This is a genomic window from Rickettsia canadensis str. McKiel, assembly GCF_000014345.1.
GTDB lineage: Bacteria > Pseudomonadota > Alphaproteobacteria > Rickettsiales > Rickettsiaceae > Rickettsia > Rickettsia canadensis.
Map to the genome: position 1 here is coordinate 252,142 of NC_009879.1, position 19,987 is coordinate 272,128.

A 19,987-nucleotide genomic window follows, 5' to 3' on the forward strand; every position below is an offset into this window, starting at 1 on the left:
AGCCTCAAGACTGATTCCTCTTTTCCAAATTAAAATTTGTCTACCTATTTTTAGTTTAGGGTGTATTATTGTACTTTTCTCATATGAATACCGAATATAAAAAATTTGTAAATGAATATATGCTAGAATTTGTGAAAAAAATTCTAACAAAAATTCAGCATGAAAATTTATATTGGGATCAGTTAATATATATATCATATAGAACTGATAATCCTGCAGTAATTTTACCCTTAAAAGTTAAGCAAGCATATCCAAAACAAATAACAATAGTATTGCAATATCAGTTTGAAAATTTAATAGTAAATGATACTGGCTTTTCTTTAACTGTAAGTTTTTACGGTGTTAAAGAAATAATTTACGTACCTTTTGATGCACTTATCAGTTTTATTGATTCCAATAATAATTACAGCTTAACTTTTAATCAGTTGTTAAATGTACAAGAATATCATCAACATGAAAAGGAAATAAGGAATAATAAAAGTTGTAAGACTTCATTATCTCCAAATCCAAATGTTATAATGTTAGATAAGTTTCGTAATTCTTCTAAACCTAAACCTCATTAAAATATTGAACGAGAATATATCGAAAGTAGTTATATATACTGATGGTGCATGTGCAGGTAATCCTGGTCCCGGAGGATGGGGAGCTTTACTTCAATTTAATGATACCAGCAAAGAAATATTAGGGTATGAATTAGATACGACAAATAATCGTATGGAAATTACAGCAGCACTTGAAGCATTGAGGATTTTGAAAAAATCTTGTAATGTTGAGATTTATACTGATAGTAAATATTTACAACAAGGAATTACCACTTGGATTCATAATTGGGTAAAAAATAATTGGTGTAAAAGCAATAATGAAGCAGTTAAAAATGCTGATTTATGGCAAAAATTATACGCAGAATTGAGTAAACATACTATTATTTGGAAATGGGTAAAAGGTCATGCAAATAATAGCGGTAATATTGCTGCCGATAAGCTTGCAGCGCAAGGAAGACAAACTGCTATAGAAATTTTAAAATGTCGTGTATAGATAAGTTTTTTATTACTTTTTTTCACAAAAAAGTAGGAGAAGATGAGTTTTTGAATCAATATTATGAAAGCCGTAATATTGATTATTTAGGACGTCCAAGGAGATTTGTTATTTATAACAATGTAAATGAACCTACAAAAATTGCGCCAAGTTGGCATGTTTGGTTACATCATCTAGTAAATGAGATACCAAAAAATATTCAGCTTTTTCCATGGCAAGATAATACACATCTTGCCAAATTCACTTATAGAGAGGAATTTAAAGGAGACACGGAATGCAGCACCGCAGCGTACATAAACATACGTGAGGATGCGAGTACTGGATCGACGTATAAATTACCGCTAGAAGTAGAGTGTGCAAAGATGTCTAATAAAATAGCTAAAAAGCCGCCTAAAACATCATATCTTAAATATAATAGATGGCAACCGTAAATTAATAAAATATACAAAATAATGAAACAGAATGTTATTGAAACAATTATCGGCTTTGTAGTATTAATTATTGTCTTGCTATTTTTGATTTTTGCCTACAAAACAGGTTATTCTATCACTAGCTCAAAAGGTTATCAGGTAACTGCTAATTTTCAGAGTGCAGAGGGTATAGCAGTCGGAAGTGATGTAATGATTTCAGGTATAAAAATTGGTAGTATAAAGAAAATTACTTTAGACCCAAATAGCTTTTACGCAATAGTATATCTAAATATTAATGATGATGTTAAAATACCTAAAGATTCTAAAGCTCAAGTAGTAACCAGTGGGTTATTTGGAAGTAAGTATATTTCAATCGTACCCGGTAATGATGATGAAAATTTAGCGGCTAATGAAGAAATAAGATATACTCAATCAGCAATAAATATTGAATTATTAATTAATAAAATCGTTTCTTCATTTGGCAGTAAATGGTAAGAAACAAAAAATCATTAAATTCAGCCTAATCTATTTTAGATGCGGTTTTTTATTTTAAAATTTCTAATGTATGAATGATTCAAAAGTAGCATTAGGTGTGAAAAAAATCTTATTGTAAACTATTTGTCTATTTTTTAACATTCTAATGTTTAGTTTTAATAGTTACTACTAATTATTATTATTGTTCAGATATTACGGAATTTTATTTTCTTATGTAAAGTGAAATAATATCTATTATATCTTCTATGGTTATTGAAGCTATTAGATATATAATAGATATTATACTTTAGATTCTTTAAGATGAAAAAGTAGAAAGTTATTAGAGAGCATCAGTATAGTACCACGTTGACTTTACTTACTTAGTTTCAACTAAGACCTTAATAAGATATTTACCTACGATAATTCACTATGTTCCACCATACTTATATTAAAAGAAAGTTCTTAAAAATGTTACATATCCACTTAAAGTAATAATTTATTTCTTGGTTTAGGTAACTCTAAACCAAGCTTTAAATCAATTCTATCTTACTTAAAAATACAGTTTTAATATTAAGCTCATATGATGCCAAATTTTGCAAGATTCGCTTTTATACGTTTTCGTTCTTCACGTCTATCACACAATGGGGCTGAGTTTGCTATAATTTATTGCCATATTATCAATAAAATAGTTTAAAGAATCTCTAAATAATTTGCTTAATTTTTCATCATTTTCAAGTTCTTCATAATATGATAACGATTTTGCAGTTCTTAACTTAAAATATAATTTAATCATTTCAAGAGTAGAATAATCTATCACAGTTATTATATTTATTAATTGACATATTTTTACTATATTTAATTATAGCTATCGACAGTAGTGTAATATTTTTCTCTTCAATCTAACAATGAACAGTTGATATTACTTAATTTTCAATTAGTTTATTTATTTATCACATATTTATTGTGCAGCTAATAGAGCATGAGTAAATTTTTTGATCAAGTTGATAGCTTATAAGTACTTGGTTAAAACTTTAGATATATCAATTATTACAAAGGAACTTAAATATTTATACATGAAGCATAGTAATAAATATTTGTATAAATCAACTTTCAACCTAACTAAATTAATTTTTTAAATTATTTATTTATATTCATTTTCGTAGGTATATTATCTTGGTATAAAAGTTAATTTTATGTTTGGTGATGAAAGAGCCAGAGAAAGTGATGAGCTATAATTTAAAAATTTTTTAAAAAGTACACTAAATTTAAAAAATTTGCAATGAGCTTGCAGAATTAATTATTGTCTATACACATACTTATTCTGAAGACGGCGTTATCATATGATAAATTAATCTTTGCTAAGATAAGTGTTGTAAGGGTTACTTGGAGAGAGACACAGGATATAATAAGCCGAGATATGAGTCGTGGTATAGATCTATTTAAGAAAATATATGCAGTTTCAATCTATGTTGGTTTAACGTCGAGTGCCGGTGAAGAAGGTTGTTTCAATGTGAGATTTGTAACTCTAGAAGAAGCAGGAAAGCTAAAACATAGAAAATGATCAAATAAAATTAAGCGTTCATGATAAAGAACAAACTAATGATAATGCATTACTTAGCAGGTGCATTTCCTCCTAGTACCTTATTTATGAAATCCTATTAAATATAATTCAGATAACATTATGAATTGGTACTTATTAATAGGTAGAATTTGAAGAAATTAGCACAAGCCCTCTTAAAATAATAGGTAAATCAGATTAAGTTTTAAGTTTATCATAAAGATTTTGAATTATTGAAACAATCAATAAAAATTTCTGGACGTTTGTACGCTATTCTTAGTAAAGATATTGTGGGGGCGATGAAATATCCTCATCCCTTATCCCTGACATTCCAATCCTTATGAAGTGTATTAAATTGCACGGCGTTTTCTTATTTATCGTGTAAAGCGAAATTTCATATTGACTTTTAAAACAGTATAAATTTCTTTACTTTAATTTTTTATAAAGAAATTATACCGGGTTATGAAGAAAAACAGGGAAATTTAACTCAAAAACAAAATGAAGCTGTAGGGTTTGTATCTATCGGTACATTCCTTGGATATTTTGATTTTATGCTATATATACATATGGTAGTAATTCTTAATGAATTATTTTTTCTACCTCTAATCCCCAAAGTCCATCTTTTAAGACAATTGAGACCTTTTAGTGCTGTGATTTTTGGGGTGGATAGGCGAAAAATATAGGTCAAAGCAACTATAAGTAATTACTACAGCAATTATGGCATTTGAAGCTAGAAATAATAAATGGTCATTATTATTAATAATGTTATTCTTTTTATAATAAGGATCAATTATAGCATAACAACAAACTTCTTCTACTAATGCTTTAGCACTGTCAATGCCTAAATATAAAGCAAGAGTAAGAAATATATGAATGTTTCTATTGCTTTTTTTCTTTTTTTGCTTCGTTCTTAGAATATAAGGTTAAAATATTATGAAGCCGATCAAACAATTTAATCAATATTATTTTCTTGATCTTTTGAATAAAATGCAATGTTTATAACTTCTCTAATAGTTTATTCTTCACCATTGATAGAGAGCATTCTAACCATTTGACCAATTCATGGATTAAATATTTGTACAATAATTGCTTCAGTAAGTTCTGTATTCTCAATAGTATTGTGAAGTAGAACAGTATTTAGCATGTGAGAAGTAAAAAACTTAGGGACTTCGTCTTGTTACAAACTCCTCAAGCATAATCGTGACTCTGATTGGATGTGAATCGTAAAAGGATCGCCCGATTGACGCATTTGTAAGCCATGATATTTACAAGCGTAATAAATGCGTTTTTTTACTTCTTCTATATCCACAGTACTTATACTTTATACTTTAGTGTTGAAATATTCGAGTTTATCAAGCAATTTTTTAGCATAAACTTAAAGTTTAAACTTTTCTTTCCAAGGACTTATATTTTCCATAAAAGTTATTTTATTTATATTACAAATAGTTAATTAAAAGCAAAAGTTAAAAAATTTAACAAATAATTTTTATTTTAAATATATATATTAGTAACTTTTGACTGCATTGTATTTAAACAACTTCATGCTGTTTTGTTATTTATTGTCACTTCTTGTTCTTGCTGTAATTTATACTCTGCTGCTTTTTCTTCCATTATAGTTAAACAAGAAATAACAAGAAGTTAAAAAACTAGTAAGAATAATAGCAAATGTATTAATATTAACTTAAGATCTTCCCTTGCATTTTGAGCTTTTAAAAGCTTTTCCTCCTCTTCATCTACTATTAACGCAGAGGTTAAAATTTCTTTTTCTTTATTTTTCATGTTTTAACTCTTAAGAATTATTTTATGAATAAAGTTTAATTCTCATTTAAGAGAAGTAATACAAATAAGTCAATGACTATAATTGTTGATTGTAATAATTAAATTTATTTCATCTAAAAACATAATGATGTAAAGTTAAAAAGATCATTATTAAGATTTGCATTACCATTAACAACATTATGAATCAAGAAACAATAAAACTAATAATGTAGTTAAAGCTATTTACGATGCTTATAACGTTGAAATCACAGAAGAACAAGCCATGACAAGCAGTGAAGAATTTTATCACATTTTGCCAAAAGCTTATAGAAATAAAAACTAGATTAGAAAAGGAAAAAATAATAAAACAGTATCAATTGACTTTTTTGCGAAGTTATATATAAAATCGTACCTGCAATAGCAGCAGTGCTGTTTCAGGGCTTCAAAACCTCTTGTTACCATGGTGGTATCTACACCATTAAACAAGACCATCATCAACTTTTTTATGGTTGGGGTGATGGTAAGCATGTCCAGAGTTTAGAGTATTACTTTAAACTTAAAACCTATTGTGAACTGTTGGTAACGGTTTGTTTGAACTCTCTAACCACCAAGGGTTTATGCTCTTCGTTGGTTAAAACTTAACTCAATTAAGTAACTGATAATATGACCGCTCAATTGTCTCTTTTTAGAAAACATAAACAAGAAGAATCAAAGAAAAGCTTTAAAAAGAACATAAAGTAAAAAATAGCAGAACCTTTGACCAAAGAAACCATACAAAGAATAGATGAACGCTTAGCAGTATTAGAAAAAATGTATAAAGATTCTAAGAAATAAATGTTAATTTTTTACTAGAGTAATAAAACCACAATATCAATAGGTAGGCTAATCTTATAATCGCCTAAAGATCGAGAAAGTTTTACCAACAACTTTTTCAAGCCTGTTAGAAAATCCAAGGTCTAATCTCACAAGTAATAAATATGAAAGATGGTTTATATTAAATCGGTTTTTCATTTAGGAAATGTAGCTATTCAAACTATAATATAAATACTGGTGGGGAGCTTCGAACATTATGTGAACTGTTTGTCAGGAGTTCAGGTTAGCTTTGATTCAGACAGTGTTTTAATTCTTGTTATGCTTTAATTTAACACTAATGGTATGGCTTATTACCATATGGACATTTAATATAAAGCAAACTATTATTTGATTATAGGTTAAAAATACATTCATTCCTCTTTTGAATGGGATGAAGAAAAAATAAAATTAATAACTAGAATCATAATGTAAGTTTTGATGAATCCTAGAAAACTTTTCTTAATATAAAAAGAATAATTTTAGAAAAAATAGACCATAGTATTACTGAGCAAAGATATTTTTGTTTAGGAAAAGTTGACGATAATATTTTAGTCCGTTTTATGTTTCAAGATAACCATATAAGAATTTTTGCAGCGGGATACCTGCAAAAAGGTAAGAGGATTTATGAGCAAGAAAACAAAACATACTAACGGAGCAATAGGTACAGTAATAAAAGATTTTTTACCACATCCTAAAGAGTTATTATTAAAAGATGATTCAGTAAAAGTAACTATTTGGTTAAGCAAAGAAAGTATAGAATTTTTTAAAGGTTAGGCAGCTACTACCAACTTTTCTTATCAAAAAATGGTTAGGATTTTACTAGGTAAGTATACTAAGCATTATAAAGACAATAAAAGAGAATTTTACTGAGCTGGCGGAGAGAGAGGGATTCGAACCCTCGATACGGTATGAACCGTATAACGGTTTAGCAAACCGTCGCCTTCAGCCACTCGGCCATCTCTCCGGTTATGGCTTAACTTTATATCATCTAAATTATAAAATTTCTAGAATTATTTTAGGATTTTTATTACTGATTTAAATATTATTTATAATCATAGTTTAGTAGTTTTGAAGAAACTTTAGCCATAGGGAGCATAGTATTATAATACCAATGAATAGGTAATTCTTGCCAAGGTTCTAAATAATCAATAAAATATTCTATCACTTTAGGTTCTGTTGTATTTTCACAAATATTAACAAGTTGTGTGGTTATATGACAAATAGAATCCATATCGTCTTTATATTTATCTATCATATATTTTAAAATTTCAATTCGTTTTTCTAAATCGAGCGAGAGAATTTAAGATTAATAATTTTACTATTTAAAGTTTTGTCGCATTATATATTAAAAAGCCGAGTTATATTATAAGAATCAGTATTACTTGCATATTTATCCATCACATAGTTTATGGTTTTAGTTTGCTTTTCTAAATTATAAGAGAGAGCCTGAAAGCAATGATTGTGCAAAATCATCATTATCACTACAGATGCTAAATAATATTTCTGAAGATTCTGTGCTAAGATTATTAAATAATTTTTGATATTTCACTAAAAACCTATTCCAGATTATCGCTTTAATATTTATAAAACCCTTATAGTTTTTTGGTTGACATTTTCGATCTATATTCTTGTGACAGCACCAAAAAGTTGATTTTATCTAAATTTTGATGAAAATTTTTAGATCTTCAAAATGTGTAGCTATAAAAAGGATTGTAAACTGAGTAATAAAAGAATCTACCAAATAAAATTGGTGATATTTGATAAATCTGTTACTAGCGTGCTCTCTAGTTTTCTAATATCATTTACTATGTCACCTATATATTAAAATTCTTCTTCCGTATGATTTTAATATTTTAATCTTTCAAGGTAATAAACTTTACCTTTTACTATTTTATCTGTTATTGTATAGTTTTTAATTATAGGTTCTTCATAATTAGCAATAATATAAATTTCCGGATTAGATATATCTTTTAAATTATTTCTCAGCATATTTTTTACTATTTTTACCGTATTTTAATTTAGATAATCAAGTTCTAATATATGAGAATATTGGTAAGTAACAAACTCATACATTTTATAAAAGGAAGAATATAGCAAGGATATTCACCTTTTTAAATATCGCCTCCGATCAGAAGCAATCTTCTTATTTCTTATAACACTCTTCATTTTATCTATTATTAGTATTTTCTAAAGCAACCTTCCAGCTCTTTTATTCTTTCATTTAGATAGCTTTTTCAATTAAAATTCTAATTGCTTAAAAAACTAAAACTAATTTTCATATAATAATATTGAGTTAATTTAAAAGCTTGGTAAATCAGAAGTTATTAGAGAGCGTTATTTGTGAACATTGTCTAAAAAATGCTGTAGTTCTGATATATTACTTAATTTAAATGGATAATCGCTTTTGCGTAGCATATTTGTTAACACATTTCCTGCTCCTATTTCTACTATATGAGTGATTTCTAGCGTATTAAATAGTTCTAGAGTTTCACGCCATCTAACTCGTCCGCATATCTGAAGAATTAAATTTTGTTTAATTTCTAGGGGATTAGTAGTAGGTTTTGCGGTATAATTCTGAATTACCGGTATTATTGGTTTGTTAATTACTGTTTTATCAAGTGCCAGTTGCATTTTATGCTCTGCAAGTTTCATTAAGCTACAGTGAAATGGAGCACTCACTTTCAGCTTGATAGCTTTATAACCTAAATCTTTAATTATGCTGATAGCATAATCGATAGCATCTACTTTGCCGCTAATCACTATTTGCCCTTCAATGTTATCGTTGGCTATTTGGCATAAATTTATTTTGTTGATATCTTCTAATATTTGTTCAAGCTTTTGAAGCGGAATATTGATACAAGCTGCCATGCTTCCCTCACCTTCGGGACATGCTTCTTGCATAGATGTACTACGTACATGAAGTAGTTTTGCAGTATCTATAAGGCTAATACTTTCAGCAGCACAAAGAGCACTATATTCACCTAGAGAGTGACCAGCAGCATAATCGCAAAGACTATCCAAACTTTTACCGGTTTCAGCTTTGATAGTATTTATTATTGCCATAGATACTGCCATTAATGCTGGTTGTGCGTTGGTAGTTAGTGTTAGTTCCTCAGGAGTGCTATTAAAGATTATGTCGGTAAGCTTGCGGTTGAGTGCTTCATCGATGGTTTGAAATGTTTCTTTAGCTGGTTTAAAATTATTGTAAAAATCTCTTCCCATGCCACTCAACTGTGATCCTTGGCCAGGGAAAATAAAGGCTGTTTTCATATTTTAGTCTTATTGATTGAGCTTATTAACAAATATTATGAAATTTTGAAATAGTCAAATTATTTTAAACATTTATGATTACTTTTTTCAATTGTTACGCTAGGAATATTAGCTACTATTAATTTAATCTACATTAATTATTTCAACTTAAATAATATTATTATATTATAACAAATAAATACGTAGAATAGAATATGAAATTAGGAGACTATTGTACAGAATTAGAAGACATTGCTTGTGGTCCATATCTTACTGCATTTAAGAAATTGTTTAGTAAGCTGTTATACAGTGGCAGGAACAAAGAAAAAGAGATATATTTGGATATTTATAAGGAAGTTATAGATCAGATACAAGCTAGTATTAAAATTATTGAATTAAATAAGTTGCACAGTAAAAGCTAAAATGAAATAACCACTCCTTTTTCAAATGCAGTGGAGAAAGGTGTTAATAAATTAAAATCCGAATTTCTTCTGAAATATAAGTAAATTGATTAATTAAGATTAAAATTGAAAAACATGTAGTAATTTTCCCTAATAATGTTATTGAAACCCATAAATTAGAATTAATGCAATTAAACTGAGAATCAAAAATTTGAATTACAAAATGAGAGTATAAGCTTTAGTGAGTTTAGCAATAAAATTTAAAACGTAAAGGATAAAAATTTTGTAAAAATTAAGGCTAATATTTGTGAAATCAATACATTGCCTGAGGAACTTAAAAAGGCTATTTATATACCCTAAGAATATAAAAAATCTATAAGTTAGCTTTTAACCATAATATTCAATTAGAAAAATTTGTAGAATTTATCTCTAATGTGCTGAAAAATATAGTGAATTTAAGGATTACTTTTGTAGTGAAGAAAGAAACAGCTTATAAGATTTACTTTAAAGTTATTAATAAAAGTCAATTAGTTGAAAAAATTTTGAAACTCATATAAAGATAATTATGACAAAATAGAATAAAATAGTTTATGAATTACAAGCTTGTTTAGGTTTATATGAATATAATTGCAGCATTCCTAAGTTTGATTTATTAGGGTACGATTATTATCCTAATTATGGTTATGATAATATCTTGAATATCAATTATTTAAATTTTAGATATAGGAGTTAAATTGAAATAAAAAATATTTAAGTTGAAATTATAAATAAATATTACTACTATTATGTAATTTAAACTAAATTCTGTGAAATTAATGATGTTGTAAATATCTTATATCCTTTCTTAATTAAGTATTAGTTATTTTTAATAGGACTCATTATTTCTAAAATATGAAAATATGAAAAAAACTTAAAAATTCCAGCACTGAGAATTAGTTTTTTAAAAATCTTATTTTAAATTAGATGATATAAGGATGGTTTCGCAGGAAGAGAGCTAGCAGGTGATCAAGAGTTAAGTAGTTTTTTATAGAGACAACTTAAAATACATCCTTTTTTATTTCATCTAAAAAGGATATAACAGCTTTGTATGAAGTGCTACATAATAATAAGTCTTAGGATCAAGAAGCAAATAGATTATTATATTATTTACTACCTGATCGTATAAAGAGCAAGATGCCAAAAAGAACAAAAATAGATTTAGTGAATTTTCTTTCATAGAACCTAATATATAATATAGAAGTTTGTCCACTCTTACAATTATCAATACAAGCAATCCTTGAAAGAAATTTATTATGTCTCTATAATTCATTTAATTAAATTTAAGGCTAAGTAATTGTGACTGATAAATATTCTTCTAATTTAGTACCGGTAAATATTGAAGATGAGATGAAAGTATCTTATCTTGATTATGCTATGAGCGTTATAGTAAGTAGAGCTATACCAGATGTTCGAGACGGCTTAAAGCCGGTACATCGCAGAATTATCTATTCCATGTATGAAGCCGGTAATCATGCCAGCAAACCTTATAGAAAATCTGCTAGAATAGTCGGTGACGTGATGGGTAAATACCATCCACACGGGGATAGTGCTATTTACGACTCATTAGTACGTATGGCACAAGATTTTTCTTTGCGTTTACCGCTTGTAGATGGGCAGGGTAATTTCGGCTCAATGGACGGTGATGCAGCGGCGGCAATGAGGTATACTGAATCTCGAATGGCAAAGGTTTCGCATAAACTTGTGGAAGATATCGATAAAGAAACCGTTAGCTTTAATCCTAATTATGATGGTTCTGAAGAAGAGCCGTCAGTACTTCCTGCAATGTTTCCAAATTTATTGGTTAACGGTAGTGGTGGTATTGCCGTCGGTATGGCAACTAATATCCCTCCTCATAATCTTGGTGAAGTGATTGATGCTTGTTGTTTATACATAGATAATAACGATATAGAGATTTTAGATTTACTCGAAGTCGTTAAAGGACCGGATTTTCCTACGGGTTCAATGATTTTAGGTATTAGCGGTATTAGATCCGCATATCTTACCGGTAGAGGTAGTATCATTATGCGAGGTCGGGCCGAGATTGAGAATATAGGTAATAGCCGTCAAGCAATTATTATTACCGAAATACCTTATATGGTAAATAAAGCAAGGCTTGTTGAGAAGATCGCTGAAATGGTTAAGGAAAAACGTATAGAGGGTATAAGTGATTTACGTGATGAATCGAATAAAAACGGCGTAAGGATTTTTATTGAATTAAAAAAAGATGTAGAAGCTGAAGTAGTCTTAAATCAAATATATGCTTGTACGCAGCTTCAAACCAGTTTTGGTGTTATTATGCTTGCTCTTAAAGACGGGCTACCGAAAGTTATGAATTTGAAAGAAGTAATTGCTGCTTTCGTTAGTTTTAGGGAAGTAGTAATTACTAACCGTACTGTATATTTGTTAAATAAAGCAAGAGATAAGGCACATATTTTATTAGGGCTAACTATTGCCGTTAGCAATATTGATGAAATAATACGTATTATTAAAGCTTCAAATGATCCAAATACTGCTAAACAAGAAGTAATGGCACGCAAATGGAATGCATTAAATATTCTACCTCTTGTAAAGCTGGTTGACGATAAAGCAATGCTAAACGAGCATGGTAAATGTAGCTTTACCGAAGTGCAAGCTAAGGCAGTCTTGGAAATGAGACTACAACGCCTAACTGCTATGGAGAAAAACAAGCTTGAAGAAGATTTAAAGACCCTTGCTACGGAAATTAGCGAATACCTTAATATACTTGGTTCGCGTGAGCGTTTACTTAAAATTTTAAAAGAAGAGCTAATTAAAGTTAAAGAAGAATTTGCAACTCCTAGACTTACTTCAATTGAATTTGGTGAATTTGATAAAGATATAGAAGATTTAATTCAGCGTGAAGAAATGGTGGTAACCGTAACGCTTGGAGGGTATATCAAGCGTGTACCCCTAAGTAGCTATCGTTCGCAAAAACGTGGAGGTAAAGGAAGATCGGGGCTTTCAATGCGTGATGAAGATATGACCACGCAAGTTTTTGTCGGTAGCACTCATACCCCAATGTTATTTTTCTCAAATATTGGTAAGGTTTATAGTTTAAAACTGTATAAACTGCCTTTAAGTAATCCACAAGGTAAGGGTAGACCGATGGTTAATATATTACCGCTGAAAGAAAATGAGCATATTACAAATATTATGCCGCTACCTGAAAATCAAGATGAGTGGGATAATTTAAACATTATGTTCGCAACTGCCAAGGGTAATATCAGAAGAAGCGATTTATTAGATTTCAAAAAGATTCAGTCAAACGGTAAAATTGCTATTAGGCTTGATGAGGACGATAAATTAATTGACGTAAAACCATGTAAAGAAGACGAGCATATTTTACTTGCCACCAAAGCCGGTAAAGCTTTAAGATTTCCTGTTGAATCGCTACGTGTTATTAAAAGCCGTACTTCCGACGGTGTACGAGGTATGAAGCTCGCTGGAGATGATTCCGTAATTTCTATGACTGTGCTTAAAGGTATTAGCAGTACAAAAGAGGATAGAGATGCTTATTTATCTGTGTCGTGGGAGCAAAGGCTTGAGATTGCTAAGGGAAAGTCATTTAATCCTGAAGAACTTGGCGTAAGCTTAACTCTAGATTCTATTTTAGAAATGGCAAATTCCGAAGAATTCATTTTAACTGTAACTGAGAACGGTTTTGGTAAAAGAAGTTCGGCATATGGCTATAGGATTACCGATCGAGGCGGTAGTGGTATAATCAACATGGATATTAACGACAAAACTGGTTTAGTTGTTGGTGTTATGCCGGTTAAAATGGATGATGAGTTAATGCTGATTACCAATAACGGCAAGTTAATTCGCTGTAAACTTGAGTCAGTGCGTATTACGGGACGTAATACTAGTGGTGTAATCCTGTTTAAACTAGATGATGGTGAAAAAGTTGTGTCTGTCTCTTTAATTGCTGACACTTCTGCAAGTGAAGAAGATAATGAGTTATAGGCAGAGAATTTAGATCAGCCTGAGAGGTATAGTTGTTCCGTGGCTCGATTCACCCCTGTTATCCTGTGAGCTTGTAGGTTTTATTGTATGAATATACAAGTCGTCGTTATACGCTGTTATCCTGTGAGCTTGTAGGTTTTATTGTATGAATATACAAGTCGTCGTTATACGCGACTGGCAAGAGTGTTGATAATCAAGAAAAATAATAAAAAAATGCTAAAATTAGCATTTTTTTACTGGATTGCTTAGTCAATTACTTTATAATTTTTCTCGTAATGACAAGAAAACTAATCCATGTAACAATGTTATAATTTTTGTGTAGAAGTTATATATTGAGGGATAAATTATGATATGGTTATTAATTGTGATTAGTTTAACCCTTACGGTTCTTGTTATAGGGGTAGTGTTGATGGCTGTCGGAGGAAAGTTTGATAAGAAATTTAGCTCAAAGCTAATGACTTTAAGAGTTTTTTTTCAGGCAGTCGCTATATTTTTATTGATTATAATATATTTTTTATAACATTAATTTATAAATGCCTAAAAATACAGCTTCAACATTGCTGTTCTTGATAACAAATTTTGCAAGATTCTCTTATACTCATGTATTAATATAAGTTCCGTTAAGCTCACTTTTAAATTTAATGTCAATACCATAATGCTTTTTACTGTAACTTAAAAAGCTACTTAATCAATTTCTCTCATTGCGTCTCGTATTTCTTTCCATTTATCTAAAATTTCTTCTAACGTAACTTATTTCACTTTTTGCTCTGCATCTTCAAAGTCTTTTAAATCTTCTAATCAGTTTCTCTAGCTTCGATAATGAAATTTTTTTCATTATACTGATCGCTAGAATATTCTTTAAGTTGTGCAGTAATTTCTTCAATATCACCCAAATGCATTATTATGCCTCCTTAATTTTATGCGAGCTTTTTTATTAACTCAATAAATTATTATTATTAAGTGAGCTTATTATGCAACTATTAGATACTTTTAAGCTTGGTTTCCTTTCTTTACATTTAGGCGGTTTTATAGTACATTAAATAAAATTACTAAACTTAAAATTATGTCAATATTACCGATAGTAACGGCACCGGATGAAAGGTTAAAACAGAAATCTCATAGGGTTTTAGAAGTTACCGATCAAACACGAAAATTTATGGATGATATGCTTAAAACTATGTATCATGAAGATGCTGCAGGGCTTGCTGCAGTACAAGTAGGCATATTAAAACGTATTTTAGTAATTGATATAAAAGATCATGATCCGGTAGAAAGACCAAAAGATTTTTACCCGCTTTTTATAGTAAATCCTGATATAATAGACAAATCAGAAGAGCTAGTTACGGCTAATGAGGGATGTATTTCAGTACCGCGGCAACGTGTTGAAGTAGCACGACCAGAATCTATAAAGATTAAGTATTTAGACTATCATAATAAGCAACAAGAGCTTGAGGCAAATGATTGGCTTGCAAGAGTTATTCAGCATGAGTATGATCATTTAGAGGGTAAACTTATGATTGATTATTTAAGTAGTCTAAAACGAGATGTGGTACTTCGTAAGCTCAAGAAACTCAAAAATAATATAGTATGAAAGTAATCTTTATGGGAACACCTGAATTTGCAGTACCAACTCTTAAAAAACTTATAGCTCATCATGAAGTGACGGCTGTTTTTACGCAGCAACCTAAAGCTAAGGGCAGAGGTCTTAGCTTAGCTCAATCCCCGATCCATCAACTAGCATGTGAGCATCAGATTCCTGTTTATACTCCTTCTACTCTTCGTAATGATAAAACAATAAATCTTATTAATAAGGTTAATGCTGATATTATAGTTGTTATTGCATATGGTTTTATTGTGCCGAAAGCGATATTAGATGCTAAAAAATATGGTTGTCTTAATATCCATCCATCTGATTTGCCTCGTCACAGAGGAGCTGCTCCTCTACAGCGGACTATTATTGAGGGAGATAAAACAAGTAGTGTATGTATTATGCGTATGGATACAGGGCTTGATACAGGCGATATATTGATGAAAGAAGATTTTGATTTAGAAGAAAGAACAACATTGAAAGAATTACATAATAAATGTGCTAATTTAGGAGCGGAATTATTAATAAACACACTTGTAAATATCGATAATATAGTACCGATAAAACAGTCAAGTGACGGCATTACGTATGCTCATAAACTAACCAAGCAAGAAGGAAAAATTAATTGGCAGGATTCCGCTTATTCTATTGATTGTAAAATAAGGGGTATGAATCCTTGGCCTGGAGTATATTTTAGTTATGATGATAAAATAATTAAAATTCTTGAAGCAGAATATTTAAATGTGGATCATCACTTTACTCCCGGTACCGTTATTAGTGATAAGCTGGAAATAGCTTGTGGAAGTGGTATATTACAAGTAAAAAAACTTCAACAAGAGAGTAAAAAAGCTTTGAATATAGAAGAATTTTTACTTGGTACACGTATTTTAAAAGCTACAGTATTAAAATAAGAGTATTATTATGAGTAAAGATAAAAAAGAAGTTACATTTAATTATAATTTACGTTAAGAAGTTTACCTCAAAATTTGAAGAGAACAGTAATATTTGTTCTGTAAAAAGGAAAGTAATTAATATAGTAGAGGATAAAGATTATACTAAGCTTCTTATAGAAAATTCTTTGTAAAAACTCCACATAGCAAAACATCTCAATATGAGAATAGTGGCTTTATTACAAAGCCGGCGAACATATTAACTGATCCAAAGCAAATAAAAGAAATTTCAAAATTATATGCTCATATTAAATTTGCTGCTTTACAGAAAAATATTTTAGGTAAATTTGATAAGAATGGTAAATATATCCAATGGTTTTGAAATTGATGAAAATATATTATTTAGAAAAGATAATAAATTATTGTTTATAACAACTCAAAACAGTTTGATAACGAGAGGAGATGAAATAAAAGCAGAAATCATATTTTACAAAAAGGCAGGTTCTTTTTTGAAGCTTTAGATGGTAAGGTAGATAAATTAGGTGCTGCAAGTCTAAACAAAAACCCGAAAGTTTGCTCTAAGAAGAGACTAAAGTAACTTAGTAGGTACCTCATAAAAAATAAAATAATAAAATTAAAATTATTTGAAATTAGTGTTTGACAAGCTTTAAAAAAATAGATATAAAATCATCACACAAAGTTTGAAACGTAAAACTTTGTAGCTGTTTAAAAAGTTGATAAAGCTAAAAACTAAATACACCGCGATAATAAAAATTTATGTCGTGAGTAGATACTGAAAATAATTGTGAAATTAATTCTGTATGCATCGTGTAATCTCAAGTTAAACGCGTAAGTAAATATAATAAGAGCATTTGGTGGATGCCTTGGCACTAGAAGGCGATGAAGGACGTAATACGCTGCGATAAGCTTCGGGGAGTTGCGAATGAACTGTGATCCGAAGATTTCCGAATGGGGGAACCCACCTAATTTATTAGGTATTGTATAGTGAATATATAGCTATATGAGGCAAACCCAGCGAACTGAAATATCTAAGTAGCTGGAGGAAAGGACATCAACCGAGACTCCGTTAGTAGTGACGAGCGAACGCGGACCAGGCCAGTGGCTTCAAAAAAATAACTAAAACAACATGGAAAGGTTGACCATAGAGGGTGATAGTCCCGTATAGGTAAAAAGTTTGAAGTCCTTGAGTAGGGCGGGACACGTGTAATCCTGTTTGAACATAGGGGGACCACCCTCTAAGCCTAAGTACTCTCTAGTGACCGATAGTGAACAAGTACCGTGAGGGAAAGGTGAAAAGTACCCCGACAAGGGGAGTGAAATAGTATCTGAAACCAAATGCTTACAAGCAGTCGGGGCAAGCATATTTATATGTCTTGTGACGGCGTACCTTTTGTATAATGGGTCAGCGACTTAGTTTATTTAGCAAGCTTAAGCCGTTAGGTGTAGGCGTAGCGAAAGCGAGTCTGAATAGGGCGATTTAGTTAAATGAATTAGACCCGAAACCGGGTGATCTAGCCATTGCCAGGTTGAAAGCGGAGTAAAATCCGCTGAAGGACCGAACCCACTACTGTTGAAAAAGTAGGGGATGAGCTGTGGTTAGGGGTGAAAGGCCAATCAAACTCGGATATAGCTGGTTCTCCGCGAAATCTATTTAGGTAGAGCGTTATAGCGGTTACCGTCGAAGGTAGAGCACTGAATGAGCTAGGGGGTCCCACAGACTTACCAAACTCAATCAAACTCCGAATGTCGACGAGTATAGCATAGCAGACAGACTATGGGTGCTAAGGTCCATAGTCGAGAGGGAAAAAGCCCTGACCGCCATCTAAGGTCCCTAAATCATGACTAAGTGTTAAAGGATGTGAGAAGACCAAAACAACTAGGATGTTGGCTTAGAAGCAGCCATCATTTAAAGAAAGCGTAATAGCTCACTAGTCTAAATAAGTTTTCTTGCGCCAACAATGTAACGGGGCTCAAGTCATGTACCGAAGATGCGGATTTATGCATTTAGCATAAATGGTAGCGGAGCGTTCCGTAAGCCTGCGAAGGTGAACCGTAAGGTTTGCTGGAGGTATCGGAAGTGAGAATGCTGACATAAGTAGCGATAAAGAATGTGCGAAACATTCTCGCCGAAAGTCCAAGGGTTCTTGCGTAAAGTTAATCTGCGCAAGGTTAGTCGGCCCCTAAGGTGAGGCTGAAAGGCGTAGTCGATGGGAATCAGGTTAATATTCCTGAACCTGAAGGATTGTGACGAAAATAGTAAATTGTACAGTCTTATTGGATTGATTGTGTAGTGAATATTGTCCAGGAAATAACACCTTCATTATAGACCGTACCCGAAACCGACACAGGTGGACAGGTAGAGTATACCAAGGCGCTTGAGAGAACGATGCTGAAGGAACTAGGCAAATTACATCTGTAACTTCGGAAGAAAGATGACCTGTATATGGGTAACCATTTATAGGTGGCACAAGCTAGGGGGTAGCGACTGTTTATTAAAAACACAGGGCTCTGCAAAGTCAATAGACGACGTATAGGGTCTGACGCCTGCCCAGTGCTGGAAGATTAAAAGGAGGGGTGCAAGCTCTGAATTGAAGTCCCAGTGAACGGCGGCCGTAACTATGACGGTCCTAAGGTAGCGAAATTCCTTGTCGGGTAAGTTCCGACCCGCACGAATGGCGTAACGATTTCCCCACTGTCTCCAGTATCGACTCAGCGAAATTGAATTCTCCGTGAAGATGCGGAGTTCCCGCGGTTAGACGGAAAGACCCCGTGAACCTTTACTATAGCTTTGCACTGGTGTCAGGAATCAGATGTGCAGGATAGGTGGGAGACTACGAAGCGAAGGCGTCAGCCTTTGTGGAGTCGCCCTTGAGATACCACCCTTTTGGTTCTTGACATCTAACCGAGATCCTTGAATCAGGATCCGAGACAATGCATGGTTGGTAGTTTGACTGGGGCGGTCGCCTCCCAAAGAGTAACGGAGGCGCGCGATGGTTAGCTCAGGTTGGTCGGAAATCAACTTTTAGAGTGCAATGGCATAAGCTAGCCTGACTGCGAGTCTGACAAGACGAGCAGAGACGAAAGTCGGTCATAGTGATCCGGTGGTTCCGAGTGGAAGGGCCATCGCTCAACGAATAAAAGGTACTCCGGGGATAACAGGCTGATGATTTCCAAGCGTCCATAGCGACGAAATCGTTTGGCACCTCGATGTCGGCTCATCACATCCTGGGGCTGGAGAAGGTCCCAAGGGTTCGGCTGTTCGCCGATTAAAGTGGTACGTGAGCTGGGTTTAGAACGTCGTGAGACAGTTCGGTCCCTATCTGCCGTGGGTGTAGGAAGTTTGAGAGGATCTACCTTTAGTACGAGAGGACCGAGGTGGACGTACCCCTGGTGGACCAGTTGTCGTGCCAACGGCACAGCTGGGTAGCTAAGTACGGAAGGGATAACCGCTGAATGCATCTAAGCAGGAAACCCACCTCAAAACTAGACTTCCCTATTAGAGCCGTGGAAGACCACCACGTTAATAGGTCGGGTGTGGAAGCACAGTAATGTGTGTAGCTAACCGATACTAATAGCTCGATTGATTTACTTTGCTGTGAGATTACATATGTATATAGTATTAATGCTGCAAGAATGTAGTATCAACTCACAAAGTTATCAGGTTTTATATATATAGCTTTATCAATGAATAAAGATGTTGTTGTATGACTTAATTTGTTATAGGCTTTGAC

At 31.9% G+C, this 19,987-nt stretch carries 13 protein-coding genes, 1 tRNA gene, 1 rRNA gene and 3 pseudogenes; 12 read left to right on the top strand and 6 right to left on the bottom strand.

Translation table 11 applies throughout. The features are described from left to right. Positions 1-83: 83 nt before the first annotated feature. Genes A1E_RS01035 through mlaD form a run of 4 tightly spaced genes read left to right on the top strand, consistent with a single transcriptional unit; the run spans position 84 to position 1,940 of the window. Entirely contained in the window at positions 84-563 is a 480-nt protein-coding gene (locus A1E_RS01035) for an SspB family protein (RefSeq protein WP_012148370.1), read from the top strand. Between the two features lie 4 nt (positions 564-567). After that, positions 568-1,035 carry a ribonuclease HI gene (gene rnhA, locus A1E_RS01040; protein WP_012148371.1) on the top strand — a complete coding sequence of 156 codons (468 nt, stop codon included), beginning with the start codon at positions 568-570 and terminating at the stop codon, positions 1,033-1,035. Beyond that, on the top strand, positions 1,023-1,466 hold the full coding sequence (locus A1E_RS01045) for an NADH-ubiquinone oxidoreductase subunit NDUFA12 family protein (protein WP_012148372.1): 444 nt from the start codon (positions 1,023-1,025) through the stop codon (positions 1,464-1,466). The genes rnhA and A1E_RS01045 overlap by 13 nt, the downstream gene beginning before the upstream one ends. Positions 1,467-1,487: 21 nt before the next feature. Next, positions 1,488-1,940 carry an outer membrane lipid asymmetry maintenance protein MlaD gene (mlaD, locus tag A1E_RS01050; RefSeq protein WP_012148373.1) on the top strand — a complete coding sequence of 151 codons (453 nt, stop codon included), beginning with the start codon at positions 1,488-1,490 and terminating at the stop codon, positions 1,938-1,940. 613 nt (positions 1,941-2,553) lie between these two features. Here the strand turns inward: mlaD and A1E_RS06735 are convergent. Further along, positions 2,554-2,736: a hypothetical protein gene (locus tag A1E_RS06735; RefSeq protein ID WP_012148374.1), complete on the bottom strand. Its 183-nt coding sequence runs from the start codon at positions 2,734-2,736 to the stop codon at positions 2,554-2,556. Positions 2,737-3,336: 600 nt separating this feature from the next. Between A1E_RS06735 and A1E_RS06055 the strand changes: the two genes are divergently transcribed. Then, the gene (locus A1E_RS06055) at positions 3,337-3,480 is read left to right on the top strand and encodes a hypothetical protein (protein WP_155799159.1); all 144 of its coding nucleotides are present in this window, start codon (positions 3,337-3,339) and stop codon (positions 3,478-3,480) included. Positions 3,481-5,016: 1,536 nt separating this feature from the next. On the opposite strand, the pseudogene A1E_RS06420 reads toward A1E_RS06055, so the two are convergent. Then, positions 5,017-5,256 (bottom strand): annotated as a pseudogene (locus A1E_RS06420) (hypothetical protein). 1,455 nt (positions 5,257-6,711) lie between these two features. Between A1E_RS06420 and A1E_RS07385 the strand changes: the two are divergent. Continuing rightward, positions 6,712-6,861: a hypothetical protein gene (locus tag A1E_RS07385; protein WP_012148377.1), complete on the top strand. Its 150-nt coding sequence runs from the start codon at positions 6,712-6,714 to the stop codon at positions 6,859-6,861. 98 nt (positions 6,862-6,959) lie between these two features. Here the strand turns inward: A1E_RS07385 and A1E_RS01065 are convergent. The 4 genes from A1E_RS01065 to fabD form a co-directional block, all read right to left on the bottom strand. Further along, positions 6,960-7,051 (bottom strand) — tRNA-Ser (locus A1E_RS01065). Positions 7,052-7,129: 78 nt separating this feature from the next. Beyond that, positions 7,130-7,342, bottom strand: a complete 213-nt coding sequence (locus A1E_RS01070; protein ID WP_012148378.1) for a hypothetical protein — start codon at positions 7,340-7,342, stop codon at positions 7,130-7,132. A 590-nt stretch (positions 7,343-7,932) separates the two neighbouring features. After that, positions 7,933-8,076: a hypothetical protein gene (locus A1E_RS06430; protein WP_012148379.1), complete on the bottom strand. Its 144-nt coding sequence runs from the start codon at positions 8,074-8,076 to the stop codon at positions 7,933-7,935. 345 nt (positions 8,077-8,421) lie between these two features. Further along, complete coding sequence (gene fabD / locus A1E_RS01080) at positions 8,422-9,357, bottom strand: ACP S-malonyltransferase (RefSeq protein WP_041405223.1); 936 nt, start codon at positions 9,355-9,357, stop codon at positions 8,422-8,424. A 1,715-nt stretch (positions 9,358-11,072) separates the two neighbouring features. Here fabD and gyrA point away from each other — a divergent pair. The 6 genes and pseudogenes from gyrA (at position 11,073) to A1E_RS01110 (ending at position 19,849) form a co-directional block, all read left to right on the top strand. Beyond that, positions 11,073-13,757, top strand: a complete 2,685-nt coding sequence (gene gyrA, locus A1E_RS01090) for a DNA topoisomerase (ATP-hydrolyzing) subunit A (protein ID WP_012148382.1) — start codon at positions 11,073-11,075, stop codon at positions 13,755-13,757. Between the two features lie 346 nt (positions 13,758-14,103). Beyond that, positions 14,104-14,290, top strand: a pseudogene (locus A1E_RS05305) (HIG1 domain-containing protein). A 530-nt stretch (positions 14,291-14,820) separates the two neighbouring features. Then, a complete protein-coding gene (def, locus tag A1E_RS01095; protein WP_012148385.1) occupies positions 14,821-15,348 on the top strand; it encodes a peptide deformylase in 528 nt (175 codons plus the stop codon). After that, on the top strand, positions 15,345-16,256 hold the full coding sequence (gene fmt, locus A1E_RS01100; protein ID WP_012148386.1) for a methionyl-tRNA formyltransferase: 912 nt from the start codon (positions 15,345-15,347) through the stop codon (positions 16,254-16,256). Before def ends, fmt begins: the two co-directional genes overlap by 4 nt. Positions 16,257-16,473: 217 nt before the next feature. Next, positions 16,474-16,833 (top strand): annotated as a pseudogene (locus A1E_RS01105) (hypothetical protein). A 253-nt stretch (positions 16,834-17,086) separates the two neighbouring features. Beyond that, positions 17,087-19,849 (top strand): 23S ribosomal RNA (locus A1E_RS01110). Positions 19,850-19,987: the final 138 nt, after the last annotated feature.

Bases quoted from the DNA above. Each gene is read 5' to 3' on its own strand.
- A1E_RS01035 (WP_012148370.1), top strand. From the start codon at position 84: ATGAATACCGAATATAAAAAATTTGTAAATGAATATATGCTAGAATTT.
- A1E_RS01045 (WP_012148372.1), top strand. From the start codon at position 1,023: ATGTCGTGTATAGATAAGTTTTTTATTACTTTTTTTCACAAAAAAGTA.
- mlaD (WP_012148373.1), top strand. From the start codon at position 1,488: ATGAAACAGAATGTTATTGAAACAATTATCGGCTTTGTAGTATTAATT.
- A1E_RS06055 (WP_155799159.1), top strand. From the start codon at position 3,337: ATGAGTCGTGGTATAGATCTATTTAAGAAAATATATGCAGTTTCAATC.
- A1E_RS07385 (WP_012148377.1), top strand. From the start codon at position 6,712: ATGAGCAAGAAAACAAAACATACTAACGGAGCAATAGGTACAGTAATA.
- A1E_RS01070 (WP_012148378.1), bottom strand. From the start codon at position 7,342: ATGATAGATAAATATAAAGACGATATGGATTCTATTTGTCATATAACC.
- A1E_RS06430 (WP_012148379.1), bottom strand. From the start codon at position 8,076: ATGCTGAGAAATAATTTAAAAGATATATCTAATCCGGAAATTTATATT.
- fabD (WP_041405223.1), bottom strand. From the start codon at position 9,357: ATGAAAACAGCCTTTATTTTCCCTGGCCAAGGATCACAGTTGAGTGGC.
- def (WP_012148385.1), top strand. From the start codon at position 14,821: ATGTCAATATTACCGATAGTAACGGCACCGGATGAAAGGTTAAAACAG.
- fmt (WP_012148386.1), top strand. From the start codon at position 15,345: ATGAAAGTAATCTTTATGGGAACACCTGAATTTGCAGTACCAACTCTT.